We start from the raw sequence: 26,072 nt of genomic DNA on the forward strand, positions 1-26,072 counted from the left end.
AGCATCTGTGGATGTCATCAAATTTTCCTTAGAAAATCAAAACTTAGCGGATATTCTTGCACAGACTTGCGAAATGGCATTTTTTGCCGCGCTTAGATCGTGGGCCATGGTTGCCGAGAAGTCTGGCAACCGCTAAAGTTTAGCGTTTCGCTACAGCTTTGGAGAATGTTTCGTGTGGTCAATTGTTGAAGCGGCCGGTTGGCCGATCTGGACCATCATTCTGGCCTCGGTCATTTCGCTGGCCATCATCTTCGAGCGTCTATTCAGTTTGCGCGCCTCGCTGATCGTACCGGAAGGGTTACTGGCGCAGACGGTAGCGGAGTTTCGCCGTGCCGGTGCCTCGTCCGAATTGTTGCAGTTGCTGCAAAACCATTCGCCGCTGGGCAAGCTGTTTGCTGCCGGCCTGCGCAATGTCAGCGGCAGCCGCGAGGTGATGAAAGATGCCATCGAGGACGAAGGTCGTGTGGTGGCGCATCATCTGGAGCGTTTCCTCAATACCCTGGGTACCATCGCGGCCATGGCTCCCTTGCTGGGCCTGCTGGGCACTGTGATCGGCATGATCGAGATTTTCGGCTCCCAGGCACCTGGTGGTTCTAGCAATCCGCAGCAGCTGGCGCATGGCATTTCCATCGCCCTCTACAACACAGCGTTTGGTCTGATCGTGGCTATTCCCAGCATGATGTTCTATCGTCACTTCCGTGCCCGTGTGGATGGCTTGCTGGTGGAAATGGAAGCGCAGGCGGTGAAGCTGGTGGAAGTGGTGCATGGCGAGCGCCAGAACGGTAGCCAACCATGAATTTCCGTCGTGGCCGGCAGCGCGAGGAGCCGGAAATCAACTTCATTCCCATGATCGATCTGTTGTTGGTGATTCTGATTTTCCTGATGGTCACCACCACCTATTCGAAATTTGCCGAGATGAAAATCAACCTGCCCAGTGCGCAGGGAGAAACCAGCCAGCAAGTTGCGACACCGATTACGGTGGCGGTGGCGGCCAGTGGTGAAATGGAAATTGACGGACGTAAACTGGCTGCTGGTGACAAGGCGGCGCTGCAAACCCAGCTGCGCGATGCGGCAGCAGGCAAGAAAGACCCGGTTGTGGTGGTGAATGCAGATGCCAAGGCGACGCACCAATCGGTGGTAAGTGTCATGGAAGCCGCACGTGCCGCCGGTTTGACGCAATTGACCTTTGCCACGCAGAACATCACACCGTGAGTTGGATCAGCCAGCGTATCGAACGCCACTGGTATCAACCGACATGGTGGCTGACAGCCCTTCTGGCTCCGCTGGAAGGGCTGTTTGCACTCTTGTCCTGCTTGCGGCGGCAGGGCTATCGACTTGGCGTGTGGCGTAGTCATCCGCTGTCGGTTCCGGTTGTCGTCATCGGCAATATCAATGTCGGTGGTGTTGGCAAGACGCCGCTGACGCTCAGCCTGCTGGCCGATCTGCAAGCCAGCGGCGTCAGGGTGGGGGTGATCAGCCGTGGTTATGGCGGCAACCATCAGCAAGCAACGCTGGTAAGGACTGATCATTCTGCAAGTGTGGTGGGCGACGAACCCTTGCTGCTGGCTGCCAGTGGTGCTCCTGTGGTGGTGGGGCGTGACCGGGTGGCGGCGGGGGAGCATTTGCTGAAGTTGTATCCTGATCTGCAATTGATTCTGACCGATGACGGCCTGCAGCATTACCGTCTGGCCCGCACACTGGAGCTGGTGGTGCTGGATGGGCGTCGTGGCCTGGGTAATGGCCATCTGATCCCTGGCGGTCCGCTGCGCGAACCTGCTTCGCGTCTGGCCCAGGTGGATGCCATCGTGGTGAATGGCGATGGTGGCGCACTGTGTTTGCCTGACAAGGTGCCGTGCTTCCACATGCAACTGGTCGCGCAGCGTTTACACGCGCTGGCTCAGCCGGAGCAAACCCGTGCGGTGGCGGATTTTGCTGGCCAGCCGGTGATTGCACTGGCTGGTATCGGTCATCCGGAGCGCTTCTTTTCTACTTTGCAGGGACACGGTTTCGTACTGCAGCAGTGTCTTGCCTTCCCCGATCACCATGCATTCACGCCGGATGATTTACCGCCGGGCGACACTCCCGTCATCGTCACCAGCAAAGATGCGGTGAAATTGCGGGGAGTGATTCATGATGCGGCGCAGCGTGCTAGACTATGGGTCCTGCCGGTTGCGGCACAGCTGACGCCGGATCTTGCCGGCTGGCTACTTTCCCGATTGAAGATACGACATGGACGCTAAATTTCTGGACATCCTGGTGTGCCCGCTGTGCAAGGGCCCGCTGGTATTTGACAAGACCCGGCAGGAGTTGATCTGCAAGGGCGACCGTCTGGCTTTCCCGATCAAGGACGGCATCCCGATGATGCTGGAAACCGAAGCCCGTGAGCTGGCTGCGGAAGAAGAAGTAAAATGAACGGTTTTTCCGTCGTCATTCCGGCACGCATGGCGTCCAGCCGTTTGCCGGGAAAGCCGCTGGCCGATCTGGCCGGCAAGCCCATGGTGGTGCGCGTGGCCGAGCAGGCTGCTCGCAGCCTGGCAAGCCAGGTGGTGGTGGCGACAGATCACCACGATATTCTGCAGGCCTGCGCTGCACATGGCATCCAGGCACTGATGACGCGAGAAGATCACGCCAGTGGTACCGACCGCCTGGCCGAAGTTGCCCAGCAGATGCAGTGGCCGGCCGAGCAGATCGTGGTAAACGTTCAGGGTGACGAGCCCTTGATCGACCCGGTACTGATCAATCAGCTGGCTGCGCTGATGGCCGAGACGCAGGTGCCGATGGCAACGGTGGCGCATCCGTTTCATGCTGCGCAAGATATGTTCAACCCCAATGTGGTCAAGGTAGTGCTGGACCATGCTGGGCGGGCCCTGTATTTCAGTCGGGCGCCCATTCCCTATGCCCGTGACGCGTTTGCACACGATACAAGCGTGTTGCCCGCTGACCTACCGGTCCTGCGGCACATCGGCATGTATGCCTACCAGGCAGGTTTTTTGCAGACCTACAGCGCATTGAGCCCGGCCCCGCTGGAGCAGTTCGAAGCATTGGAACAGCTGCGCGTGCTGTGGCATGGCTACCCCATTATGGTGGCCACTGTGCGTGAAGCACCCGCTGCAGGCGTGGATACGCCGGCTGATCTGGAACGGGTGCGTGCCGTACTGGCCGGGCGCTAAGCGCCGGGCAAGGCCGCGATGCAAGACGGTCGATGAACACCAAACACAATAAACGACATACAAACTGACGGGAGTAATTATGCGATTGATTCTGTTGGGCGCTCCGGGCGCAGGCAAGGGTACCCAGGCAAACTATATCCGCGAGGAATTCGGCATTCCGCAGATTTCCACTGGCGACATGCTGCGTGCAGCCGTCAAGGCCGGCACACCGCTGGGTCTGGAAGCCAAAGCCATCATGGATGCAGGTGGTCTGGTGCGTGACGACATCATCATCGGTCTGGTGAAGGAACGTATTGCCCAGGACGACTGTGCCAAGGGTTTTCTGTTTGATGGCTTCCCGCGCACGATTCCCCAAGCCGAAGCCATGATCGCTGCCGGCGTGGATATCGACTTTGTCGTGGAAATCGACGTGCCTGATGCCGCTATCATTGAGCGCATGGCGGGTCGCCGTGTGCATCTGGCTTCAGGTCGTACTTACCACATTACCTTCAACCCGCCGAAAGTGGCTGGCAAGGATGACGAAACCGGTGAAGACCTGATCCAGCGTGATGACGACCACGAAGACACCGTGAAGAAACGCCTGGCGGTATATCACGAGCAGACCGAGGTTCTGGTTGGCTTCTATGGCCAGCGCGCTGCCAGTGGTGATGCCAAGGCGCCAAAATACGTCAAAATCGACGGCACTCAGCCGGTTGACGTGGTGCGAGGCAATGTTTTGAAGGCACTTGCTGTCTGAGCGACAGTTTTTGCTGCCGATGTGACAAAGCGGGCTATGGCCCGCTTTGTTTTTGTATACTACTTCTTATTGCTAAGGCGGCTGCAATCACTTGTTTTGTCGGATTTTGCCGCAAACTATCTATTGCGCTGCAGGAACTGCCTGCACACATGTGCTGCCCAAGCAGCTGTCTGGCAATACCGGATAACGGTTTGCCAGATCATATGGTCGCAGTGAGAAGAGAGAAATACATGTACTACGGAGAGCGCTTTAACGGCATTTCCCATTTGATTGGTACCGTACTAGCCATTACCGGGCTGGTAAGCCTGGTGTATGTGGCAGCTGAGCAAGGCGATCCCTGGAAGATTGTCAGCTTCAGCCTGTATGGCACGACACTGGTGCTGCTGTATCTGGTTTCCACCCTGTATCACAGTGCAAAAGGGCGGGCCAAGGCCATTTTGCAGAAGTGTGATCACTCAGCCATTTATCTGCTGATCGCGGGCAGTTATACGCCGTATTGTCTGGTCACCTTGCGTGGAGCCTGGGGCTGGACGCTGTTCGGTTTGAGCTGGGGCCTGGCCATTTTCGGCATTATCCAGGAGCTGACGCTAGGCAGGCGGACGCGTTTGCTGTCGATGATTCTGTATGTGGTCATGGGCTGGCTGGTGGTGATTGCCATGCAGCCGCTGATTGCGGCGATGTCATGGGGTGGCTTGTTCTGGCTGGCGCTGGGCGGGCTGATCTACAGCGTGGGCATCTACTGGTTTCTCAATGACGAAAAAATCCGTCACGGCCATGGTATCTGGCATCTGTTTGTGCTGGGTGGCAGTATTTGCCAGTTTGTCAGCGTGATGTTCTACGTTGCCTGAGTATTGTTCATGCATAGAAAAAGCCGCCCGGTTTGTCAGGGCGGCTTTTTTGTGTTGGCAGGTACTACAAGGCGAAGGGCAAACGGTTTTCCTCAACCAGCGTACATAAGGCGTTGACGACCACCGGATCGAACTGGCTACCGGCGCGGCTACGGATGTAGTCCAGCGTTTCGGACAGCTCCCATGGCTCTTTATAAGGGCGCTTGTTGAGCAGGGCATCAAACACATCTACCACGGCGACAATCCGGGCTGACAGGGGAATGGCCTGTCCCTGCAGCTTTTGCGGATAGCCATTGCCATCGAAGTGTTCATGATGTCCGCCAGCAATTTCAGAACCGAGCGACAGATAGCTTTGTCCCTCTACCATCTGGGCTGATTTGGCCAGGATGTGGGCACCGATGCTGGCATGCTGTTCCATGATGCGGCGTTCATCCGGATCCAGTTTGCCGGGTTTGAACAGGATGTGATCGGGGGTGCCGACCTTGCCTACATCATGCAGAATGCTGGCCATGCCAACCATGTCCATGAATTCTGCAGTCAGTAATTCCAGATAATGGCCGTTGTCGCGGATTTCACCGGCAATGGCATGCGTCAGTTTCTGTACGCGCTGCACGTGGGCACCGGTATCGGTGTCGCGGTATTCTGCCAGTGCGGCCAGGGCCACTACCGTGGCTTCTTGGGAGTGGCGCAGCTGGTTGTAGAGATAGAGATTGTCATAGGCGGATGAAATGCGCTGGCAGAATACCTCCAGCAGATTGCGTTCCACATCGTCCAGCGGCCAGGGTGGGGTGAAGTGGACAGCAAACTCCCTGCCATTTTGCGCGGTGATGCACAGTACATCGTAGGGGTGCTGGTAGATATTGCGTTTTTCCTGCAATGCCAGGCGAATGGCCTGGGCCAGCTCCGGGTAGTCGTCCAGGCTGCCTTTTTCCAACAGGCTTTCGTAGGCACCCGCTGCAGCCAGGATTTCCAGCTGCGGCCTGCCGGTCATGTCCGGCGTACTTTCCACGCAAAGAATGCCGTCGGTACCAACATCCAGAATGGCGCTGATTTGCTTGAGCACGCCGGAGGCGAATTCCTTCAGCGAAAACATCTGGTACAGGTCTGCAGCGCCTTCCAGAATCTTCGCCAGTCCCTGGCGGTTTTTCTCGATGGTGATCAGGTTTTCGTAGGCGCGTAGCGAGGCAATGACGGTAGTGAACAGCTTCTGGACCGTCAGTTCGGTCTTGGTCTTGTAGTCGTTGATATCGTAATTGAGGATGACCTCCTGCTCCGGTGCCTGGCCGGGTTGGCCGGTACGCAGCACGATGCGGGTGGTGCCTATCGGCATTTCTTCACGGATATGGCGTACCAGTCGCAGGCCGGCGTCGTCGGTCTCCATCACCACATCTAGCAGGATCAACGCAATATGGTCATGCTGGTGCAGCATTTGCTGTGCTTCTGCTGCCGAATAGGCACTAAGCAGTTCCAGCCCGCGCTCTTTGTAGCGGATATTGCGAATGGCTAGTGCCGTGGCACTGTGTACATCGGGTTCATCATCGACGATCAGAATTTTCCAGGGGCGCTTGTACTGTGTTTGCTGGCTTTGCTGATCCGCAGGGTCGTCCTCCAGCAGCCAGTTGTCGTCGTTATCCTGTTGCTGGCTCATTCCCTGGCCTCCTTGTGCGGAATTTCCGGAGCAATACACGGCATGGTGATGGTAAAGGTACTGCCCTTGCCAGGCTCGCTATGTACTTCAATGGTACCGCCCAGCCGTTGCCGGATGATGTTGTACACGATATGCAGCCCCAACCCGCTGCCCCCGCTTCCACGGCGGGTGGTAAAGAAGGGATCGAAGACGCGGTTGAGATTTTCGGTGGGAATGCCCTTGCCATTATCCTTGACGCTGAGACGGATTTCACTATTGCTGCAGCGTTCTGCATGGATGTGGATGGAGCCGCCGGGCTTTTCGTCAAAGCCGTGCACCAGGGCATTGACCAGCAGATTGGTGACCACCTGAGACACGGCACCGGGGTAGCTGTCCAGTAGCAGGTCGTCTTCACAGTCGATGTCAATGCTGGTTTGTGAACGCTTGAAGCGCGGCTTCAGGCTGGTGACGATTTCATTGAGATAGTCGTTGAGCTGGAAATCACGGCGCTGTTCGCTGGTCTGGTCGACTGCCACTTGTTTGAAGCTGTGAATCAGGTTGGCTGCGCGTTCGGCATTGGACAGGATCAGTTCACAACATTCCTTGGCCGTATCCAGATAAGCCTGGAAATCACTCTTTTTGACGCCGCCGTTGTCCAGTTTTTCGGTGATGTGCAGGGTGGTGGTGGCCAGGTGGGAGGCCGTGGTCAGGGTGATGCCTACCGGGGTGTTGATCTCGTGAGCCACGCCAGCAACCAGGCTGCCCAACGAGGCCAGCTTTTCGGTTTCTACCAGGGTTTGCTGGGTTTGCACCAGTTGGCGCAGCGCTTGCTCAGCATTGTCCCGTTCCTGACGCGCTTGCGCCTCGGCACTGGTACGCATGGCAAGATCGGCGGAGATACGGTCGACAATGCGGTTGAAACTGTGGGTAACCGCACCGAACTCATCCTGGGTTTGCTGCTCCAGGCGCAATGATTTTGCATCGTCGCTGCTGGCAGCTTGATTCAGTGCTTCCTGCAGTCGCTTGAGTGGATCAAAAACAAAACGGTTCAGGTTATAGGTCATCACGATGAAGATCAGACCGTCCAGGATCAGGATTTCCACCAGGATTTCCAGCAGGTGCATGCGCTGGCGGTGTTCCAGTTGGCTACGGGAAAGATAGACGGTGGCAGTGCCAAGCTTTTCCCGGTTCTGATAAATGATGGGAATGCTCAGCACATCATCGCTGCTGGGTTTTTCTGCCGGTGCCATGTCGCGCAATGTGGCGTTGTCGATATTGCGGCTTCGACCGATATTCAGCCCGGCATCACCGGTAATGCGGATGGCAAGCACGGAGCTCCAGCCCAGCTCGGCATCCAGGGTAAGGCGGGTGTAGGAATCATCCATCTGCCATACACCATGCGGCAATGACAGCGATAGGCGCGCCTGCAGCGATGCGCGCTGAGCCTGGTAGTCTTCTTCGTCCTGACTGCGGTTTTGCTTGTACGACAACAGTCCGGTGATGGCCACAATCACCGTTACCCCTATCATCAGCCAGAGCCTGAGCTTGGATTTGATGCTATTCATTGCTTTTATTATCCTTTTTACCCTGCTTAATCCTAGGAAGTCTTCCCGGGAAATGCCACTTTTGCTTGTCAGGCATGGTGTCATTGCTTTGGTGAGGCTGTCACGGCAATCCAGTGCCAAATGCATAATTTATTGGCTTAGGGTTGTAATTGGCACCACATTATTGGAATTGTAGCCAGGAAATCACCCGTTTTTGTTGTGGCCTGGCTGGGCGCTAACCGATTGCTGACTGATTGCCGCCGGTTGCTGCTGCCGACCCAGCCACAGCCTGGGGAGTTTCTGCAGCAATAGCCCACCCAGGATCAGTGCCAAACCCAGTAAGGTTGACGGTAGTATCTGCTCCCCCACGATAAAGTGAATCAGACCCAACGAAAGCAGGGGAGAAAGGAAAATCAGATTAGCAATCCGTGCCGTACTGGTGGTGAGTTTCATGGCACTGAGCCACAAGACAAAGGTAAAGCCCATTTCCAGAGCACCGACATAAGCTGCACCAGCCAGTCCTTGCCATGCAACAGTATGCAGTTCGCCGGTCATGGCACAGAACAGCAGGCTTAGTGGCAGTGAGAGCAGAAAGTTGAGTGTCAGCCCCAGTACCGGTTCGCGCTGGTCTCGGGCATTGAAGATCCAGTAGGCAGCCCACAGCAGCGTGGATGCCAGTGCATAGCCTACACCGGCCAAGCTGGAAAAATGCAGGCTGAGCAGCTGACCATGGGTGCCGATGACCAATACGCCCAGGTAGCAGATGGCTGCGGCTGCCGTATCGTTCAGGCTTAGCTTGTGCTTGAGCAAGGGTACCGACAGCAGCGTCATGGTCAGTGCCCAGGTGTAGTTGATGGCCTGGGCCTCCTGCGCCGGAAGCAGTGCATAGGCTTTGAACAGAAGCAGGTAATAGACCAGCGGGTTGACTGCGCCCAGCAGGAGTGAGCGACGCCAGTGCTGGCGCATGGCCGGTAGCAGGCAGCCCAGGCGTCCCTGATAGAGCAGGATGCCGAGCAGGCTGGTGGTAGAAGCAAGGCTGGCGTATAGGACAAGCTGAGCAGGCGTCAGGTGCGCCAGGCTGATTTTGAAGGCGGTGGCAACCGTAGACCAGGCAAGTACGGCACTCAGCCCGTATACATAGGCTTTCTTCTGTCGATGCAAGAGATTTTTCCTCCGGAAGAGCGGGTCATTTTACCTAGGCTGGATTTCTGCAGGAAAAGTATTTCCATGGACAAAAGGGCAGCACACGCTGCTGCCGGGCAGGATTTATGCGTGCAGCAGGCGGTTGAGGATGTGGCTGCAGCGCTGGGCAGTGGCTGTGGCCGTCAGCCCGATGGGGCCGCCTGCTTCTTGCTGGTATTCATCACCAGCCATGCCATGTACGCGTACGGCAAGGCAGCATGCCGCCATGGCAGGCATACCCTGTGCCAGTAGCGCGGCAATCAGGCCGCTCAGTACGTCGCCTTGACCAGCAACCGCGAGCGCGGGGCCACCGCTGGTATTGAGCAGATAAGGCTGGCCTGCCGTCGCAATCAGTGTTCCCGCCCCTTTGAGGATTACCAGGCAGTCAAAGCGGCTGGCCAGTTGCTGTACGGCGGCCAGACGGTCTGACTGAACCGTAGCTGTGTGATGGCCTAGCAGGCGTGCTGCTTCTGCAGGGTGTGGCGTCAGGATGGTATCGGCCTCGCGCATGGCCAGCAGATCCTGCAGCTGGGCATCGCTTGCCAGCATATTCAGCGCGTCCGCATCCAGCACTAGCGGCAGGGGGGATGCCAGTGCATGTTCCAGCCATTGTCTAGCCTGCTTGCTTTGCCCCAGCCCGGGCCCGGCGGCGAGCACATCGCAGTCGGGTTGGCTGTGCGGTTGCCGTGCATCATGCAGCATCAGCTCCGGGCAGGCTGTATCTGCTGCCAGGCGGCCATCTAGCGCCAGTACATGGACTTTGCCAGCACCACCTGCCAAGGCTGCGCGGCCCGCCAGCAGGGCCGCACCCAGCATGCCTTCGCTGCCACCGATGATGGCAACGGTGCCATGACTGCCCTTGTGGCTGTCGCGACGGCGTTGTAATGCTTGTGCGCCTTGCCGGTTCAAATAGCCTTCCGCTGCAGGTTGGAGGGCTGGGGGGCAGTCCAGCGTGGCCAGTTCTACCTGGCCGGCGTGGTCTACTCCCGCCGAGTAAAACAAGCCTGGTTTGTAACAGAGAAAAGTCAGAGTATGCGTGGCGTGAATACAGGCTTGCTGTACCTGGCCGGTATAGGCATTCAGGCCGCTTGGACAGTCCAGCGCCAGGCGCGGGCAATCCAGTTGATCCAGTTGGTGAATCAGGGTCAGCCACTTGGAATCGAGCGGACGACTGAGACCGATGCCAAACAGCCCATCAATCAGCAAGGCGGGAGTGGGGGCATCGGCTGCAAGCTGCTGTAAGGGAATGCCACCGGCACTGCGCAAGGCCAGATAGGCTTGCTGTGCCTGTGGGCTGGCAGGCATTTGCGGCATCAGGATATCGACGCTGTAGCCCTCCTGCATCAGCAGCAAGGCCGCGTAGAGGGCATCGCCGCCATTATTGCCGGGGCCAGCGGCCACCAGAATGCGCGCAGCCGGTGGCAGATGCTGTCGGGTCCATGCCGCTGTGGCGCGTGCTGCACGCTGCATCAGGTCAAGGCCCTGCAATTCGGCCTCTATCTCCAGGCGGCGCAAGGCCGGCAGACTCCACAATGCATCTTGCAGCATGTTTTACTCCTTGGCGGGTTCTCCCCAGCGCGGCATCAGGTGGTGTGGGACACGCAACTGGTCGAGGATACGTGCCACCACAAAGTCCACCATGTCGTCGACGCTGGCTGGATGGGTGTAAAAACCAGGTGATGGCGGCAGGATGACAGCACCAAGCCGTGCCAGTTTCAGCATGTTTTCCAGGTGGATAACCGATAGCGGGGTTTCCCGTGGCACCAGAATAAGCTTGCGGCCTTCCTTGATACTGACATCGGCAGCACGTTCGATCAGATTGTCGCTCATGCCATGGGCGATGGCTGCCAGTGTACCCATTGAGCAAGGGCAAACCACCATGGCGTCCGCCGGATTGGAACCTGATGCTACCGGAGCAAACCATTCTTCCCTGCCGAAGACGGCCAACTGCCCGGCTTGTGCTCCGCTCCGTTGCTGCAGCCATTGTGCAACTTCTGCAGGGCGCGAGGGCAGGTGTAAGTCCATTTCCTGCTTGGCGACAACTTGGGCGGCTTGGGAGTACAGCACCCAGACGCGTATGCCGGCGCTGACGAGCTGATCGATCAGGCGCAAGCCATAGGGCAGGCCAGAGGCACCGGTAAGGGCAACGGTGACGGTTTGGGGGGTTTGCATCAGTATTTCCATGTGCTGTCAGCTGGCTATTCCGTGCTGCCTGCCAGCAGGCAGATCAGGATTCGCGGAATAGCTGACGATGGCGAATCAGAACCTGTTCGGCCGGAAAGGCGCGCGACAGTTGTTCGGCAATATAGACCGAACGGTGCTGGCCACCGGTACACCCGATGGCGACGGTCAGATAGCTACGGTTTTCACGGCTGAATTCGGGCAGCCATTTGGCAATCATGCGCCTGATGTCTTCGGTCATTTCTGCCACCAGCGGTTGCTGACCGAAAAAGTCGATGATGGGCTGGTCGCGTCCGGTGAAGGGGCGCAGCGCCGGATCGTAGTAAGGATTGGGCAGGCAGCGTACATCAAACACAAAGTCGGCATTAAGCGGTACGCCGTGCTTGAAGCCGAAGGATTCGAAAATGATGGTGAGCCGGCTGCTGTCTGCTTCCACCAGCTGCTTGATAGCGCTTTTCAGGGCATTGGCAGATAGCTCGCTGGTATCAATGCGGATACCCATTTCCTGGATGCTGGCCAGCAATTCCTGTTCGAGCTGAATGCATTCTTCCACGGTAGCACCAATCCCCGACAGTGGATGGCGACGGCGGGTTTCGGAAAAACGCTTGACCAGGGTTTCCGGCTTGGCCTCCAGAAACAGCAATCGTACATCGACGCGCTGCTGGCGCAGCTTGTGTACTTCATCCGGCAATGCGCCCAGTGAGGGGCTGGAACGGGTATCTACGCTGATGGCAATTTGCTTGTAGCCATAATCGGCATAGAGCGACATGGCTTCATGCAGCATGGTGGCCGGCAGATTGTCGACGCAGTAGAAGCCGGAATCCTCCAGGGCGCGCAGGGCGATGGACTTGCCGGAGCCGGACAGGCCGCTAATCAATATCAGGCGCATTTTCCTGATCCCTGAGGAAGTTGGTGTGGCGTTCAATGAATTCACGGGTGCTGTCGATGCCGCGCAGCTGCAAGATGTAGTTGCGCACTGCAGCTTCAACCAGAACCGCCAAGTTGCGGCCAGCAGCAACCGGCAATACCACCTTGCGCACAGTGACGCCGATGATGTCCTGGGTTTCCGACTGGATATTCAGCCGGTCCAGTGCCTGCATTGCCTGATCGTTGGCCTTGACCAAGTGAATAATCAGTTTTAGCACTTTTTTCGGGCGAACTGCAGTTTCACCGAATATGGTGCGGATGTTCAGAATGCCCAGGCCACGCACTTCCAGAAAGTCGCGTAGTAGCGGCGGGCAGCGGCCTTCCAGGGTTTCCGGGCCGATGCGATAGAGTTCAACGGCATCATCCGCCACCATGCCATGGCCACGGGAAATCAGCTCCAGTGCCAGCTCGCTCTTGCCCATGGCCGAGTCACCCATAATCAGCACGCCGATTTCCAGCACATCGAGAAAAACCCCGTGCAGTACGGTGGATACCGCCAGCGCGCGGGCCAGATAGATGCGCAGCACATCCATCAGGTAGGGGCTTTCCAGCGGTGTGCTCATCAGCGGCACATTATGGGTGTGACAGTAATCGCGCAGCAGCTTGGGTACTTGCTGGCCATTGGCCACCATTACCACCGACATGGTCTTGTGGAACAGCTGGTCCAGCGCCGTCTTGGCCGCTGACTGTTCCAGCCGGTTCAGGTAATCGACCTCAGCCAGGCCCAGAACCTGGACCCGGTTGGGGTGGATGAAGTTGAGGTGGCCTACCAGCGCCAGCGTTGGGCGTTGTTCGTCATTGCCGATGGGGCTGTCCGCGCCGCCGGTTCCTGCAACCCAGGTCAGGTTAAGCTTTTGCTGATTGTCCTGATACAACCGGCGCACGGTAATGCTAGGCATTGTTGGTATTCCATCCGGTAAGCAGCTGGTACAGATCGGCACGCGATGGCGCACTCAGCAGTTGCTCACGCAATTGTTTGCTGGAGAAAAGCTGGGCCAGTTCGGACAGAACCTGCAGGTGCAGATCAGTTGCCTGCTCCGGAACCAGCAGCACAAACAGGCTTTGCACGGGCTTGCCGTCCGGGGCGTCGAAAGGAATGGGGTTTTTCAGGCGGATGAAGACGCCTGCGGCTTCCTTGAGCCCTCTCGCCCGGCCATGCGGAATCGCCACGCCTTGGCCCAGGCCGGTGGAACCCAGTTTTTCCCTGGCGAACAGGCAGTCGAAAATTTCACTGCGCGCAATGCCGTGGGTATTTTCGATAAGGAGGCCCACCTGCTCGAAGACACGTTTCTTGCTGGCGACATCCAGGTCCGGAAGAATGTGGTCCTGTGTCAGGATTTTGCCAATCAGGCTCATAGGAATGTATGCACACGGCGACAAAAACTGGCCAATTCTACGTTGCCTTCAGCAAAATGAAAAAGGCTCCGTGCAAATAAAAACGGGAACCCGTTGGGTTCCCGCATCGTAGGTCAGGTGATTACAGGGATGCTTCCGGCTGAACTTGCGGCGTTACGCGATGTTCGCTCTGTTTTTCCTTGTGCTTGAGTACCTGTCGATCCAGCTTGTCCATCAGCGCATCGATGGCAGCGTACATGTCGGAGTCGGTGGCTTCTACGTGGATATCCTTGCCGGAAAGGTGAACGTTGACTTCTGCTTTCTGCACCAGCTTGTCCACCGACAGGGTGACGGTGACGTCGATCACGTGATCGACGTGGCGGGTGATACGTTCCAGCTTGCTTTCCAGAAATTCACGGATTGCCGGGGTTACTTCGAGGTGGAGACCGGTTACTTTGAGGTTCATACCCTAACTCCTTCTTGTGTTGACTGCCCGGTCGGGTCGGCCGGGCGAGCGGATATTCTTCAAGACACGCTTTACAGTGCCTTGCGCAGATTGACCGGCGGTATCTGCATAGCTTCACGATACTTCGCAACGGTGCGTCTTGCAACCTGTATCCCTTGCTTGCCCAGTTCGTCGGCAATGGCGCTGTCCGAAAGTGGCTTGGCGGTGTTCTCGCCATCGATCATGCGACGGATATGGGCCTTGATGGCTGTGGCTGAGCATTCGCCGCCGCTGTCGGTTTCCAGTGCACTGCCGAAAAAGTATTTCAGTTCGAACAGGCCGCGCGGGCAGAGCAGGTATTTCTGGGTGGTGACGCGTGACACTGTGGATTCATGCAATCCCAGCTCGTCTGCGATGTCGCGCAGGATGAGCGGGCGCATGGCCACTTCACCGTGTTCAAAGAACGCTTGTTGCCTTTCGACTATAGCTTCTGACACTTTCAGAATGGTGTCAAATCGTTGCTGGATGTTCTTGACCAGCCACTTCGCTTCTTGCAGGCGACCGGTCAGTTCACCTGCCGTACTGCGGTTTTCCGACAGCATCTGGGCGTACAGCTGATTGACGCGTAGTCGCGGTACGGCTCCGTTGTTGAGTTCTGCCACCCAGTGGCCCTTGCGCTTGCGTACGGTGACATCGGGAATGACATAGTGCACATCTTCACCGCCAAAACCGGCAGCGGGGTGGGGCGTTAGCCGGGAAATCAATTGCTGGGCCTGACGGATGGCTTCGTCATCTGCACCCAGTATGCGTTTGAGGCGGGTGTAGTCCCGATTGCCGAGCAAACTAAGGTGTTCTGCCACGATCTTGCGTGCCAGGGCATGGCCAGGCTCTTGCTGTGGCAGGCGTGCCAGCTGCAGACTCAGTGATTCGGCCAGGCTGCGCGCGGCAATGCCTGCTGGGTCGAATTGCTGCAGCAGGCGCAGGCCAACCATCAGTTCGTCGCTTTCCAGCTCCAGTTCTAGTGGCAGATTACTGGCCAGTTCTTCCAGGTCGATGGTGAGAAAACCGTTGTCGTCCAGTTCTTCAATCAGCAGCTGCACGATGGCCTGATCCCTGGTGGGCAGCGTCAGCTCTCCCAGCTGGGCCAGCAGGTGTTCGCGCAGGCTGACCGGGCAGGGGACATTCAGCATGGGGTCGAACTCATCGTCACCGTCGTTGCGTCGGCTGCCGCTGCCCCAGTCGGTCAGCTCGCCGCTGCTTTCGTTGTGGCTGTCATTGTCGCTGCTGTCCGATGCTGGCGTGGTTGATTCTTCGTTGCTGCTAGCGGATTCGGTGGCGGGGCCTTCTTGCGCGGGCAGGTCATCGCCGCGTTCCAGCATGGGGTTGTCCAGCAGGAAGCGTTCTACCTCGGTTTGCAGGTCGAGCGTGGACAGCTGCAGCAGCTTGATTGACTGTTGCAGTTGCGGGGTGAGGGTGAGTTGCTGTGAAACCCGGAGCTGTAATGATTGTTTCATGGTTTACAGGTGGAAGTGCTCGCCCAGGTACACCTGGCGCACTTTCTCGTTGTTGACCAGTTCTTCCGGTTCGCCGGATGCCAGTACCGAGCCATCGCTGATGATGTAAGCCCGGTCGCAGATACGCAGGGTTTCCCGGACGTTGTGGTCGGTGATCAGTACGCCGATGCCACGCTGTTGCAGGAAGGTGATGATTTTCTGGATGTCGATGACGGCGATCGGGTCAACGCCGGCAAAGGGTTCATCCAGCAGGATGAAGCGCGGACGGGTGGCCAGTACCCGGGCAATTTCCACCCGGCGGCGCTCGCCACCGGACAGAGATAGCGCATTGCTTTCCCGCAGGTGGGCGATGTTGAGGTCATCCAGCAGCAGGCTGAGCTCCTGCTCCAGCATGTCTCCTTTGTAACCGGCAATTTCCAGTACGGCGGTGATGTTTTCTTCCACCGTCATCTTGCGGAAGATGGAGGCTTCTTGCGGCAGGTAGCCAAGGCCAAGGCGGGCGCGCTGATGGATGGGCAGGTGGGTGATGCTGCTGCCATCCAGCGTGATTTCACCTTCATCGGCACCGATCAGCCCGACAATCATGTAAAAGCTGGTGGTTTTGCCGGCACCGTTGGGGCCAAGCAAACCGACGACTTCGCCGCTCTGAATCTGCAAGGCGACGTCTTTGACCACCGTACGTTTTTTGAAGCGCTTTTTCAGCCGCTCCACTTTAAGGATGCTGGGGCCAGTCATTGCGCACTTCCGTCGGTTTTTTTGGCGGCAGGGCTGTTGTCCCTGGGCTTGGGCTGGATGATGGCGGTGACGCGGCCACCATTGCTGCTGGCTCCGCTGCTGACGTCATACATCTCGGTTTCGGTGTTGTAGGTAATCACATTGCCGATGACCAGGTCGTTGCCGCGTTTGACGCGGGCGTTGCCGGTCAGTACTGCGGCGTGGGTGACGGTGTTGTAGTCCAGCTGGTTGGCCTGGCCTTCGATCCACTCGTTTTTGCCGTCCATTTTCTGGCGGAAGACCACCTGGCGGCCAGTGGCTTGCATGGTCTGGTTACCCTGCTTGTCCTGAGTGACGGTGGCGCGGTCGGCATTCAGCTTGAGTGTCCCCTGAATGATGATGACATTGCCTTGCCATACCGTGACGCCCTTGAGCTGATCGAGATTACCTCGGTCAGCGCTGATTTCGATGGGTTTATCGCGGTCAGCCTTTTCCGCATGGGCAGTCTGGAGAGCGCACAGGCCTAGCGCCAGCCAGGCCAGTCGGATGAAGCGGCGGCAGTTATTTTTCATAAGTGACCTTTGCATTGGACAGCAGTTGCAACTGGCCGGCCTGCTGTTCGTAGATGAAGCCGACGGCGCTGCCGGTCGACTTGCCGTAGTAGAAGTGGGTGAGGGCTGCAGACTGGGCGATATGGCGTACGGTGTCGATACGCATATTGCTGCTGAGTACACGGGTTTCCTGCTGCGTGCTGGTGGCAGGCTGGATCAGTGTGACTTTCTTGTCGAACAGCACCTGTTTGGTTTTGCTGTTGAACCGACCGCTCTCGCCGATGGCGTGATAGGCCAGTGCGCCGTTCTTGTAGCTTTGCAGGTCTGGTGCTTCGAAATACGATTCGGTGCGGTCAGGGTATTGCCACATGCGGCTGGCAATCAGCTTCTCCTGCAGCATTCCCTTGGGGTCGAAGCGGGTGGCCATGACGTTTTCGGCCACCACTTCCGGCTTGTTGGGGTCAAGTTCGCGTTTGTTGGGCTGCCAGCGTGACACGGCGTCCAGCCAGACGGTGAGCAGGCCGGTAATCAGCACCAGCAGGATGGGAAACAGACGGTGCGAACGGATCATGCCATGTACCGGGCCAGGATGGCGTCAAAGCTGCCCTGTGCCTGCATGATGAGCTCGGCCAGTTCGCGCACTGCGCCCTGCCCGCCGGGAAAACCGGTGACATAGTGCGCGTGCTGGCGCACCAGGGTGGGGGCGGCCGGCACGGCCACGGCCAGGCCGACGCGGCGCAGTACCGGCAGATCGATGAGGTCATCGCCGATGAAGGCGCATTCTTCCAGATTGACGGCGGCTTGTTCCAGCAGTTGGTTCAGGGCTTCTTGCTTGTTGTGGATGCCGCCGAAGTAGAAGTCGATGCCCAGTGCCTGGGCACGATGCTCTACGCAGCGGTCGGCGCGTCCGGAGATGATGGCCAGGCGTACGCCGGTGGATTGCAGCAGTTTCAGGCCAAGGCCGTCCTGCACGTAGAAGGATTTGCTCTCTTCGCCCTGGGCGTTGTAGTAGATACGGCCGTCGGTCAGGACGCCGTCCACGTCCATGATCAGCAGTTTGATCTTGCGGGCTTGTTCGGTGATGGCTTGCATGGGCTTCCTTGTTGGCGGCTAGACGACGCCGGCCTTGAGCAGGTCGTGCATGTGGATGGCACCGGCCAGTTTGCCGTCGGCATCCACCACCAAGAGGCTGGTGATGCGACGCTGCTCCATCAGATGAACCGCTTCGGTAGCCAGCTTGCTGTGCAGGATGGTTTGCGGGGCGGGGCTCATCACCTGATCGATGATCAGATCGTAGATATTGCCGGAATGTTCCAGCGTACGGCGCAGGTCGCCATCGGTATAGATGCCCTTGATGGCATTGTCTGCCGTGGCAATGGCTACCATGCCCAGTCGCTGGTGCGACATTTCCAGCAGCGCATCTTTCAGCGGTGTGCCGGGCAAGACGCGCGGCAGCTCGTCGCCGCTGTGCATCAGGTCTTTGACATGGACCAGCAGGCGACGCCCCAGGCTGCCACCGGGGTGGGACAGGGCAAAGTCTTCCGGGCCAAACTGGCGCGCATCCAGCAGGGTGACGGCCAGGGCGTCGCCCAGGGCAATCTGCACCGTGGTGCTGGTGGTGGGGGCCAGGCCCAGCGGGCAGGCTTCTTTTTCCACCTGGGTATCCAGCAGGATGTCGGCTTCGCGGCCCAGCGAGGATGCAGGATTACCCGTCATGCCGATCAGCACCAGCCCCTTGCGCTTGAGTGCGGGCAGCAGGGCAACCACTTCGCCCGATTCGCCGGAGTTGGACAGCGCAATCACCACGTCTTGCGCGGTAATCATGCCCAGATCGCCGTGAGCGGCTTCTGCCGGATGGACAAAAAAGGCCGGGCTGCCGGTGCTGGCCAGGGTGGCGGCAATCTTGCGGCCTACATGGCCGGATTTGCCCATGCCGGTAACGACGATGCGGCCGGTGCAGGCCAGAATGGCATCGACAGCGCGTAGAAAATCGCCATTCAGTCGACGGGACAGGGCCAGAATTGCATCCGCCTCGGTCTGCAGCACTTCACGCGCCAGATCGAGCCGGGAGCTTGTTTGAGCTTTTTCCATAGGGGAAAGTATATCAAAGGTTATAATCGCTTGAGGCAGAAGCTGGTGCATCTTTTGCTTGGTGTCTGATTTAGTGCGCCGTCTCCGGATGGCTTTTGCCCGCGTCCGGGTCATGCTTTATGCTGTCTGCTTGCTGCTGGCAGCTCATCTTTGCAGGTAACTGATGTTACCGTCATGTTGATTTTCCCGCGTTTACACAGGAGATTGTTGCGCTCATGCATTCGCTTGCCCCGATTGTGCTGGTTCTGCTGGCGGCCGTGTTGTCCGTTACCTTGTGCCGCAGCCTGCGCGTCCCGCCTATGCTGGGCTATCTGGTGGTGGGTTTCTTGGCCGGTCCTGGTGTGGCCAGCCTGATTCCCGAGGGGGAAGAGACGCAGTTTCTCGGTGAAATCGGCATCGTGTTCATGATGTTCTCCATTGGTCTGGAGTTTTCCTTGCCCAAGCTGCGGGCGATGCGGCATCTGGTATTTGGCTTGGGATTGGCACAGGTGGTGGTGACGCTGTCGCTGATTGCCCTGGTAATGGGCTGGCTGACCGGTTCTGCCTTGTCAGGTTTTGCCGTGGGCGGTGCGCTGGCCATGTCGTCCACCGCCATTGTCAGTAAATTGCTGACCGAGCGGCTGGAGCTCAACCTGCAGCATGGTCAGCTGGCCATCGGCGTGCTGTTGTTTCAGGACATTGCCGTGGTGCCGCTGCTGATCCTGCTGCCGGCCTTTGCCGGTGGTAGCGAGACCTTATGGATGGATCTGGGGCTGGCAGCGGTGAAAGTGGTGGTGGTGATGGCCCTGCTGCTGTTCTTTGGTCAGCGTCTGGTGCGGCCCTGGTTCCATCTGGTGGCGCGCCAGCGCTCGGGTGAGCTGTTCATGATCAATGTGCTGCTGATCACCCTGGGTGTGGCCTGGTTGACCGAGCTGTCCGGCCTGTCGCTGGCGCTGGGGGCGTTTGTGGCCGGCATGCTGATTTCCGAGACCGAATACCGTTATCAGGTGGAAGAGGACATCAAGCCCTTCCGCGACATCCTGCTGGGCTTCTTTTTTGTCACCGTGGGGATGCGCCTGCAGCTGTCGGTGCTGTTTGAGCGGTTTGGTGAGGTAGCACTGATGCTGGGCCTGTTGTTGGTGGCCAAGCTGGGCATTGTGTTTGTGCTGGGCCGTCTGCTGCGGCATCAGCCCAACCATTCCATGCGCGCAGGTCTGGCGCTGGCGCAGGGCGGTGAGTTTGGCTTTGTGCTGCTGGCGCTGTCCGGCAACCTGGGGCTGATTGCCGAAAGTACCGAGCAGGCCGCCATTGCCGCTATTTTACTGTCCATGCTGGTCGCCCCGTTCATGATCATGCACGGCGAAGCCATCACCCGTCGTCTGGTGAAGCAGGACTGGATGATGCAGGCCTTCAGTCTGCACCACCTGATGGTGGAGAGCATGGGTAAGTCCGACCACGTGCTGATTTGTGGCTACGGACGCAGCGGCCAGGCGCTGGCCCGGTTGATGGAAACCGAAGACATCCCTTTCTTTGCCCTGGACATGGACCCGGAACGGGTGCGCGAGGCTGGTGAGGCCGGTGACCCGGTGGTGTTTGGCGATGCGGGCAAGAAAGAAGTACTGGTGGCCGGTGGACTGATGCGGGCCAAGGTGGTGGTGGTGACCTTTGCCGATACCCACGCCGCCTTGCGCATTTTGCATACCGTGCAGTCGGCCAGGCCGGACCTGCCGGTGATTGTGCGCACCGTGGACGATAGCGATATCGATCAGCTGCGCAAGGCCGGGGCCGACGAGGTGGTGGCCGAGGTGATGGAAGGCAGCCTGATGCTGGCTTCGCAGGCGCTGATGGTGCTGGGGGTGCCGTTGAACCGGGTGCTGCGCCGAATCCGCTCGGTGCGGGAGGAGCGTTACAACCTGTTCCGTGGCTTCTTCCGTGGTGCCAGTGACGACAGTGAGGGGCTGGACGAGGCCTTGGTGCCGCGCCTGCTTAGCATTCAGGCCTGCCCGGGGGCGTATGCCATCGGCCATCCGCTGGGGGCTCTGCAACTGGAGCAGCTGGGGGTGGAGGTGAAGGCGCTGCGTCGCAACAGCATCCGCCGGCTGGATTTTGATGCCGATTTCGAGATTGCCGCCAACGATGTGCTGGTGTTGCTGGGCACGCCAGAGCAGCTGGCGCTGGCGGAAACCCGCATCCTGCAGGGCTGATTGCCTGACGTGGGTAGCAGAATGAAACAGGCCGTGGCATGGACACGGCCTGTTGCATGCTGGGGCAGGGAGATCAGGGCAGGATGGTGGTGATCTGTTTTTTCAGTTCCTGCTTCAGCGCCTGTTGTTTTTCCCCTTCGGTTTTTTTGCCCTTGACCATGGCGTTGAAGTCCAGCGCATATACCGGGGCATTGAGCGGCCCGGTAATCTTCAACGGCACATTGACGCCCTTGAAGCGGCTGAATTCCTGCGGGTTGGCTTGTACATCCATGGTGTAGTCGACGATGTTCTGGGTGAGGTCTAGCTTGCCCGAGCCCTTTACATTGACCAACTGCGAAGCCAGCTGCATGTTCTGGCTGCGGGCCACGCCCTTGTCCAGGCGGAAGCTGGTGGACAAGGTGGAAAACGTGGTTTTCTGGTCGGCCTGGGCCTGGGTGTTCCATTCCTTCAGCTCTGTCGGCAGATTTTTCAGGGCAGCAACCAGGTCGATACCCGACAGCGCCCCCTTGTTGAGGCTGGTTTCCACGTTGCCGGTCAGAGTGTTGCGCAGTTCAAGGAAGGATTTGCCGTCGGCATTGATGTCGATCTGGCCGCTGCCCTTGCCATCCAGGCGGCTGAAATTGAACAAGTCCATGAGCAGCGGGCGAATGTTCATATCCTTCAGCGTCTGTTTTACCTCCAGATGCGGCGTGTCACGGCGCGCCAGCAACATGTCGCCCTGCAGGCGGCCCTGGTAGATGTCGGCTGACATCTGCTCCAGCTCCAGTTCACGGGGGTTGATGCGCACGCTGGCGTTAAGGTTGTTCATGCGGAAGCGGCCCATGGCCAGCTCGCCCACCGCCACCTTGCCGGTGAGGTCGAAATAGTCCAGCCAGTCTAGAGGAATCGGCTTGCTATCCTGGAAAATGGCCACCGGATCGCCCTTGGTTTCCGGCAGATAGCGGTTCAGGTCTAGCTTGCCCACCGACAGCGTGACTTCGTGACGCGGCTTCATCAGGCCGAACTGGCTGACGGTGACCGACAGATCGGAACCATCCAGCTTACCGGCTACCCGCAAATTCAGCCGGGGTTCATCCAGATCGCCATCCAGCGCGCCCTCCATGGTGGAGAACAGCTTGCCGCGCGGCAGCAGCGGGGTGGTGAGCGTGGCCGTCATGTTCAAGGGCTGCATGCGCAGCTGCTTCATGCCCATCAGCGCCAGGGGGGCATCCAGTTTGAAGTTGAGCCGGGTGTCGCCAGCCTGCCAGTTGAAGTCACCTTTCACCTTGTCAGCGGCCAGGCCGCCTTCGGTCAGCTTGAGGTTATCCAGCCCGGCATCCAGCTGGTACTGGCTGTGGGCGTAACTGAGCTTGCCACTCAGATGGCCGGAGGGCATGGTGACTTCGTTGAAGCTGGCATTGAGCTCCGGCACTTTCAGCTCCAGCTGGCTGCTGGGGCGTTCGCTGCTAAAGCGGAAGCTCAGGTCCTTGCCGGAGGTTTGCAAGGTGGCGAAGTTCAGCTTGTACTGGCCGGTGGCGGTAAATTTGCTTTCCCCCAGCCCGGGCAATTCGGATAGAGCGACGGCATCCAGCTTTTCCAGGCTGACCTGGTCATCCTGAATGGTGAGCGGGGTGCTGATAGCCAGGCGGATGGGGCGCTTGCCATTGCTGAGAATGGCCGCTGCACTCAGGTTGGCACCACTGCGCAGATCATCGGCATCCAGGCTGATGGTGTCCAGCTTCTGTTCGCTGCCGTTCGTCTTGTCGGCATACAGCAAGGTGCCTTCACGGATCACCAGCCGATCCAGCTTCAGGCTGGTGGAGCCGGGAATGCGGCGCTGAAACAGATCCATGATGGAAAGCCGGCCATCGGCCGCACGGGTGATGCTGGCGGTGACGCCATGCAGCTCCAGCGCTTTGATCTCGCGGTTGCCGGTAAGCAGCGGCAGCCAGGATAGATAGACATCCAGCTGCTCTACCCGGGCAAACGGCTGTTTGCTGCCAGGCTCGCTGATACTTAGCTGGTGGATGCTCAGGCCCGGCGAGGGAAACAGTGTCGGGGTGATCTTGCCTTCCACCACAAGCTGGCGCTGGGTATCGCTCAGGGCGCTGGTGAGGGTTTTGCGGACGGCGGATTCATCAAACTGCCAGAAAATCAGCGCCTGGATCAGGATGAACAGCGCAAGCAGCGAGGTGGTGCCGTAGACCGAGATTCGAAGCCATAGCCGGCCGGAGTTCCATTTCATGAGTGCATCTTCGGGGGGCTAAGCGGGGTAGTGTCGTTTGCAAGCATGGCGATGGCTGACAAGGCTTGGCAGCCGCTTGCCCGAGTTTGGCGAAGCCAAAATATTACCGGGCAGCCCGCGTTTGTAAAGCGCGAATTTTAGCATGCTTTGGCCGACAGGCTGCAAACCGGGCTGCCCGAGGGTGTCGGCAGCCCAGGCAGAAGCCTGCTGCAATGGAGGGGGAGGGCGATAATGCTTACCGGTTTTTACACGGCAGCACGCGTGCCGTGCCGTGGCGGAACGCTTATTCGCGACCGGTGTGTAGCAGGTGCAGCAAGCGTGGCTGAGTCGTGGCTACTCTGGTTTGATGGTGGGTGTCTTCAGAATGGGAAGACTGCAGCCTGGGGCCCTCATCCAGTACGGTCATACCCCAGCGGCGTAACTGGCAGGCCATGGTGGCCTCGTGGCAGGTCAGCTGCAGCGGCTACCCAGATCCACTGCGCTGGTGATGGGCTAGATGTTATGAGCAGTGCCGCAGTGCCACAATAATGCAAATAGACTATGGCGGTGAGCGTGGTAAGGAGCGCGACAAGCTTGGCGTGGCAGGTGAACCAGAGGGTGAATATGCCGGTCAGGCCGGGCAGCTTCGCAGCTACCGTAGCGCACTGGCTGGCAGCCGGTATCAGTCCAGCTCAAGCCTGCCAAGAAGAGCGCTTGACGACCCCACACAATCACCAGGAAGACACGCCGATTTGGCAACTGCGTGCTTGAGACGACTGTTGTATAGCCAGAGACGCCGCTTACCGCTGCCGGTGCAGCGGGGTTGGAAATGGTATATCTGGATCGCGCGTGACTCGGCCAGAGCAGTCCTTCGTTTCCAAATTGAAAAAAGACCACTTGCATGCTGAAGGCAGACATTCACTTGTCCACGCAATCAGCAGCCATTTACCTTGCCTGTCATGACGCGTGGTCATTGAGTTATTGCTGAAAATAATGATTGACAAATCAACAGGATAAATATAGATTGAGCCACCTCTTCCCAAAGGTGATGTCCTTATCACCTGCCTTGCCTTAACTGCTGCCGTTTCGCTACAGCAATTTCCGCCCAGGTCCACGAAGCCAATTCTCATGTCACACAGTGTATTTGCTGTTGTGGCAGGTTACCTTTTCAGATTGGAAAACCATGTCCAAAGAAGACATGATTGAATTAGAAGGCGTAGTCATCGAGATGCTACCAGAGTCACGCTTTCGTGTTCGGCTTGATAACAATGTGGAAATTCTTGCGTATGGTTCCGGCAAGATGAAGATACACCGCATCCGCGTGCTGCAAGGCGATCGGGTTACGGTTGAAATGTCACCTTACGACTTGACAAAAGGTCGTATCAACTTTCGCCACCCGACTGCCAAACCAACATATCAGCCTCAAAGAAGGCCAAGACGTTAGGCCCATACATGAAAGTATGGTCGCCAGGAGTTTAAATTGAAAATTAATGAATTGAAAAAAGGTGATTACATCACCCAGCAAGTTGACAATTTCACTATCGCACTAGAAGTTATATCCATTACGCAAATGGGTCGCCGTTTTATGGTTACGTTTAGTTCGGTGTTTGGTATAGAGACTGCAAGCTATATGGGTGATGCATACATCACCGCGTGAAGATAAAAATGGAATTTGTCTTGTTGCAAATTCCATTTAATTTTGACAATAAAAAAAGCCCCTTTCGGGGCTTTTTTGTTACGGCAGAAAATCAAAGCGGCTGGATAGCTGAAGCAGCCGGGCCTTTCTGGCCCATCGATCTAGTGAAGCTTACTTTCTGACCTTCATGCAATGATTTAAAGCCATCTGCACGGATCTCGGAAAAGTGAGCAAACAGATCGCCACTGCCATTGTCCGGGGTGATAAAGCCAAAACCTTTTGCATCATTGAAGAACTTTACGGTACCAGTTTCCATTATTTACTCCTTGAGTCGACATAGATAAAAATACTAAGAAAGCACGATAGTCAAGGAATAGATAAGGAAACACGAAATACCCACTGGATGGGCAACAAGGTATCGATAGATATGGCGCTTGAAAATCCTGCCTCTTCTTTTTACTGGACAATTAGGATGAGGTCAATATTTTTGTATTGTTTTTAGGGCGATGGTTAATTTTTTTGAACAGAAATTTTATTGCGTTCCAGGTTCTCAATTTCAATCAAGATGACTAGCTGAGCAGATCAACAGCTGGCTTGAGCTAGACTTTCCTTCTGGCTGCTATCCCAGCACCGACCCTTGCCATGCCTGTTTGGTCCTCCTCGCCAATGGTTGCCGCTGCGCTGCTCTTGATCGAGCAGGTCTGGATTTTAGTGTAAGCGAACTTGCGAAATGGCGGCGTTGGCCGAGCAGAGGTTCTTCCTGGATCACCGACTGCCTGAACCGGCCCCGACCAGATATCGAGCAGACAAGAAAAAAGCCAACCGCTGCCGGTTGGCTTTTTCTTTTGCAGATTAACGATCTGCAGAAATTCTGGAGCGGGCGATGGGAATCGAACCCACGGCACAAGCTTGGGAAGCTTGGGTATTACCATTATACGACGCCCGCGAAGGGGTGCATTGTAACCGGGTTTTTCCTGGCTGGGTAGCTGCTTGTGCGGCCTGTGAGGTGGTGATCGCGCTGATTTGGGGCTGGACAACCCAGCTGCAGCTTACCGGCCCTGGGCTGGCTGGCTGCCGGGTTGATACAAAAACTGCACAGAAATCCGCTTGTTTGACAGCGGCTCGCGCGCGAGCATGCCGGCCATGCTTGCGGAATAAAAATGCTTGGCAGATAGGCGGCAGCCG

The 26,072-nt window shown here is 57.7% G+C and carries 27 protein-coding genes and 1 tRNA gene; 10 read left to right on the top strand and 18 right to left on the bottom strand.

Features of this window, described 5'->3' with window-relative positions; translation table 11 throughout:
• The first annotated feature begins 172 nt into the window (after positions 1-172).
• From ACODR9_RS18440 to trhA, 7 genes are all read left to right on the top strand, one after another.
• Positions 173-796 carry a MotA/TolQ/ExbB proton channel family protein gene (locus tag ACODR9_RS18440; RefSeq protein ID WP_159879244.1) on the top strand — a complete coding sequence of 208 codons (624 nt, stop codon included), beginning with the start codon at positions 173-175 and terminating at the stop codon, positions 794-796.
• Complete coding sequence (locus tag ACODR9_RS18445) at positions 793-1,212, top strand: ExbD/TolR family protein (protein WP_488811093.1); 420 nt, start codon at positions 793-795, stop codon at positions 1,210-1,212. Before ACODR9_RS18440 ends, ACODR9_RS18445 begins: the two co-directional genes overlap by 4 nt.
• Positions 1,209-2,240, top strand: a complete 1,032-nt coding sequence (lpxK, locus tag ACODR9_RS18450; protein WP_488811095.1) for a tetraacyldisaccharide 4'-kinase — start codon at positions 1,209-1,211, stop codon at positions 2,238-2,240. The genes ACODR9_RS18445 and lpxK overlap by 4 nt, the downstream gene beginning before the upstream one ends.
• Positions 2,230-2,412, top strand: coding sequence for a Trm112 family protein (locus ACODR9_RS18455; RefSeq protein WP_159879240.1), 183 nt, complete (start codon positions 2,230-2,232; stop codon positions 2,410-2,412). Before lpxK ends, ACODR9_RS18455 begins: the two co-directional genes overlap by 11 nt.
• Positions 2,409-3,170, top strand: coding sequence for a 3-deoxy-manno-octulosonate cytidylyltransferase (gene kdsB, locus ACODR9_RS18460; protein WP_488811097.1), 762 nt, complete (start codon positions 2,409-2,411; stop codon positions 3,168-3,170). The genes ACODR9_RS18455 and kdsB overlap by 4 nt, the downstream gene beginning before the upstream one ends.
• Positions 3,171-3,249: 79 nt before the next feature.
• Complete coding sequence (gene adk / locus ACODR9_RS18465) at positions 3,250-3,906, top strand: adenylate kinase (RefSeq protein WP_159879236.1); 657 nt, start codon at positions 3,250-3,252, stop codon at positions 3,904-3,906.
• A gap of 230 nt (positions 3,907-4,136) precedes the next feature.
• Complete coding sequence (gene trhA, locus ACODR9_RS18470) at positions 4,137-4,754, top strand: PAQR family membrane homeostasis protein TrhA (protein WP_488811099.1); 618 nt, start codon at positions 4,137-4,139, stop codon at positions 4,752-4,754.
• A 64-nt stretch (positions 4,755-4,818) separates the two neighbouring features.
• On the opposite strand, the gene ACODR9_RS18475 is transcribed toward trhA, so the two are convergent.
• The 15 genes from ACODR9_RS18475 to ACODR9_RS18545 all read right to left on the bottom strand — a co-directional run bounded on the left by ACODR9_RS18475 (position 4,819) and on the right by ACODR9_RS18545 (position 18,865).
• A complete protein-coding gene (locus ACODR9_RS18475) occupies positions 4,819-6,402 on the bottom strand; it encodes a DUF3369 domain-containing protein (RefSeq protein WP_488811101.1) in 1,584 nt (527 codons plus the stop codon).
• The gene (locus tag ACODR9_RS18480) at positions 6,399-7,946 is read right to left on the bottom strand and encodes a sensor histidine kinase (RefSeq protein ID WP_488811103.1); all 1,548 of its coding nucleotides are present in this window, start codon (positions 7,944-7,946) and stop codon (positions 6,399-6,401) included. Before ACODR9_RS18480 ends, ACODR9_RS18475 begins: the two co-directional genes overlap by 4 nt.
• Positions 7,947-8,129: 183 nt before the next feature.
• On the bottom strand, positions 8,130-9,086 hold the full coding sequence (locus ACODR9_RS18485; protein WP_488811105.1) for a DMT family transporter: 957 nt from the start codon (positions 9,084-9,086) through the stop codon (positions 8,130-8,132).
• A gap of 105 nt (positions 9,087-9,191) precedes the next feature.
• Positions 9,192-10,655: an NAD(P)H-hydrate dehydratase gene (locus ACODR9_RS18490; RefSeq protein ID WP_488811107.1), complete on the bottom strand. Its 1,464-nt coding sequence runs from the start codon at positions 10,653-10,655 to the stop codon at positions 9,192-9,194.
• A gap of 3 nt (positions 10,656-10,658) precedes the next feature.
• A complete protein-coding gene (locus ACODR9_RS18495) occupies positions 10,659-11,279 on the bottom strand; it encodes a flavin prenyltransferase UbiX (protein WP_488811109.1) in 621 nt (206 codons plus the stop codon).
• A 55-nt stretch (positions 11,280-11,334) separates the two neighbouring features.
• Complete coding sequence (rapZ, locus tag ACODR9_RS18500) at positions 11,335-12,177, bottom strand: RNase adapter RapZ (RefSeq protein ID WP_488811111.1); 843 nt, start codon at positions 12,175-12,177, stop codon at positions 11,335-11,337.
• On the bottom strand, positions 12,158-13,114 hold the full coding sequence (hprK, locus tag ACODR9_RS18505; RefSeq protein ID WP_089084016.1) for an HPr(Ser) kinase/phosphatase: 957 nt from the start codon (positions 13,112-13,114) through the stop codon (positions 12,158-12,160). Before hprK ends, rapZ begins: the two co-directional genes overlap by 20 nt.
• Positions 13,107-13,571: a PTS IIA-like nitrogen regulatory protein PtsN gene (gene ptsN, locus ACODR9_RS18510; RefSeq protein ID WP_159879220.1), complete on the bottom strand. Its 465-nt coding sequence runs from the start codon at positions 13,569-13,571 to the stop codon at positions 13,107-13,109. The genes hprK and ptsN overlap by 8 nt, the downstream gene beginning before the upstream one ends.
• Positions 13,572-13,692: 121 nt before the next feature.
• Positions 13,693-14,016, bottom strand: coding sequence for a ribosome hibernation-promoting factor, HPF/YfiA family (gene hpf / locus ACODR9_RS18515; RefSeq protein WP_488811114.1), 324 nt, complete (start codon positions 14,014-14,016; stop codon positions 13,693-13,695).
• 71 nt (positions 14,017-14,087) lie between these two features.
• Positions 14,088-15,509: an RNA polymerase factor sigma-54 gene (locus tag ACODR9_RS18520; protein ID WP_488811115.1), complete on the bottom strand. Its 1,422-nt coding sequence runs from the start codon at positions 15,507-15,509 to the stop codon at positions 14,088-14,090.
• Between the two features lie 3 nt (positions 15,510-15,512).
• On the bottom strand, positions 15,513-16,244 hold the full coding sequence (gene lptB / locus ACODR9_RS18525) for an LPS export ABC transporter ATP-binding protein (protein ID WP_488811117.1): 732 nt from the start codon (positions 16,242-16,244) through the stop codon (positions 15,513-15,515).
• Positions 16,241-16,795: a lipopolysaccharide transport periplasmic protein LptA gene (gene lptA, locus ACODR9_RS18530; protein ID WP_488811119.1), complete on the bottom strand. Its 555-nt coding sequence runs from the start codon at positions 16,793-16,795 to the stop codon at positions 16,241-16,243. The genes lptB and lptA overlap by 4 nt, the downstream gene beginning before the upstream one ends.
• A complete protein-coding gene (gene lptC, locus ACODR9_RS18535) occupies positions 16,785-17,345 on the bottom strand; it encodes an LPS export ABC transporter periplasmic protein LptC (RefSeq protein ID WP_488811121.1) in 561 nt (186 codons plus the stop codon). The genes lptA and lptC overlap by 11 nt, the downstream gene beginning before the upstream one ends.
• Entirely contained in the window at positions 17,342-17,866 is a 525-nt protein-coding gene (locus ACODR9_RS18540; RefSeq protein WP_488811123.1) for a KdsC family phosphatase, read from the bottom strand. The genes lptC and ACODR9_RS18540 overlap by 4 nt, the downstream gene beginning before the upstream one ends.
• An 18-nt stretch (positions 17,867-17,884) precedes the next feature.
• A complete protein-coding gene (locus ACODR9_RS18545) occupies positions 17,885-18,865 on the bottom strand; it encodes a KpsF/GutQ family sugar-phosphate isomerase (protein ID WP_488811125.1) in 981 nt (326 codons plus the stop codon).
• Positions 18,866-19,080: 215 nt separating this feature from the next.
• Between ACODR9_RS18545 and ACODR9_RS18550 the strand changes: the two genes are divergently transcribed.
• Positions 19,081-21,048 carry a monovalent cation:proton antiporter family protein gene (locus ACODR9_RS18550; protein ID WP_488811127.1) on the top strand — a complete coding sequence of 656 codons (1,968 nt, stop codon included), beginning with the start codon at positions 19,081-19,083 and terminating at the stop codon, positions 21,046-21,048.
• Between the two features lie 73 nt (positions 21,049-21,121).
• Here ACODR9_RS18550 and ACODR9_RS18555 read toward each other — a convergent pair whose 3' ends face one another.
• Complete coding sequence (locus ACODR9_RS18555; RefSeq protein WP_488811129.1) at positions 21,122-23,272, bottom strand: AsmA family protein; 2,151 nt, start codon at positions 23,270-23,272, stop codon at positions 21,122-21,124.
• A 1,162-nt stretch (positions 23,273-24,434) separates the two neighbouring features.
• Here ACODR9_RS18555 and infA point away from each other — a divergent pair.
• Together infA and ACODR9_RS18565 are read left to right on the top strand one after the other, a co-directional pair.
• Positions 24,435-24,695, top strand: coding sequence for a translation initiation factor IF-1 (gene infA, locus ACODR9_RS18560; RefSeq protein WP_488811131.1), 261 nt, complete (start codon positions 24,435-24,437; stop codon positions 24,693-24,695).
• A 36-nt stretch (positions 24,696-24,731) separates the two neighbouring features.
• Complete coding sequence (locus ACODR9_RS18565; protein ID WP_488811133.1) at positions 24,732-24,908, top strand: hypothetical protein; 177 nt, start codon at positions 24,732-24,734, stop codon at positions 24,906-24,908.
• Between the two features lie 91 nt (positions 24,909-24,999).
• Here ACODR9_RS18565 and ACODR9_RS18570 read toward each other — a convergent pair whose 3' ends face one another.
• Positions 25,000-25,203 carry a cold-shock protein gene (locus ACODR9_RS18570; protein WP_488811135.1) on the bottom strand — a complete coding sequence of 68 codons (204 nt, stop codon included), beginning with the start codon at positions 25,201-25,203 and terminating at the stop codon, positions 25,000-25,002.
• A gap of 556 nt (positions 25,204-25,759) precedes the next feature.
• Positions 25,760-25,833: transfer RNA gene (locus ACODR9_RS18575), tRNA-Gly, on the bottom strand.
• Between the last annotated feature and the right edge of the window lie 239 nt (positions 25,834-26,072).

It is taken from the genome of Aquitalea sp. FG25 (genome assembly GCF_057809375.1).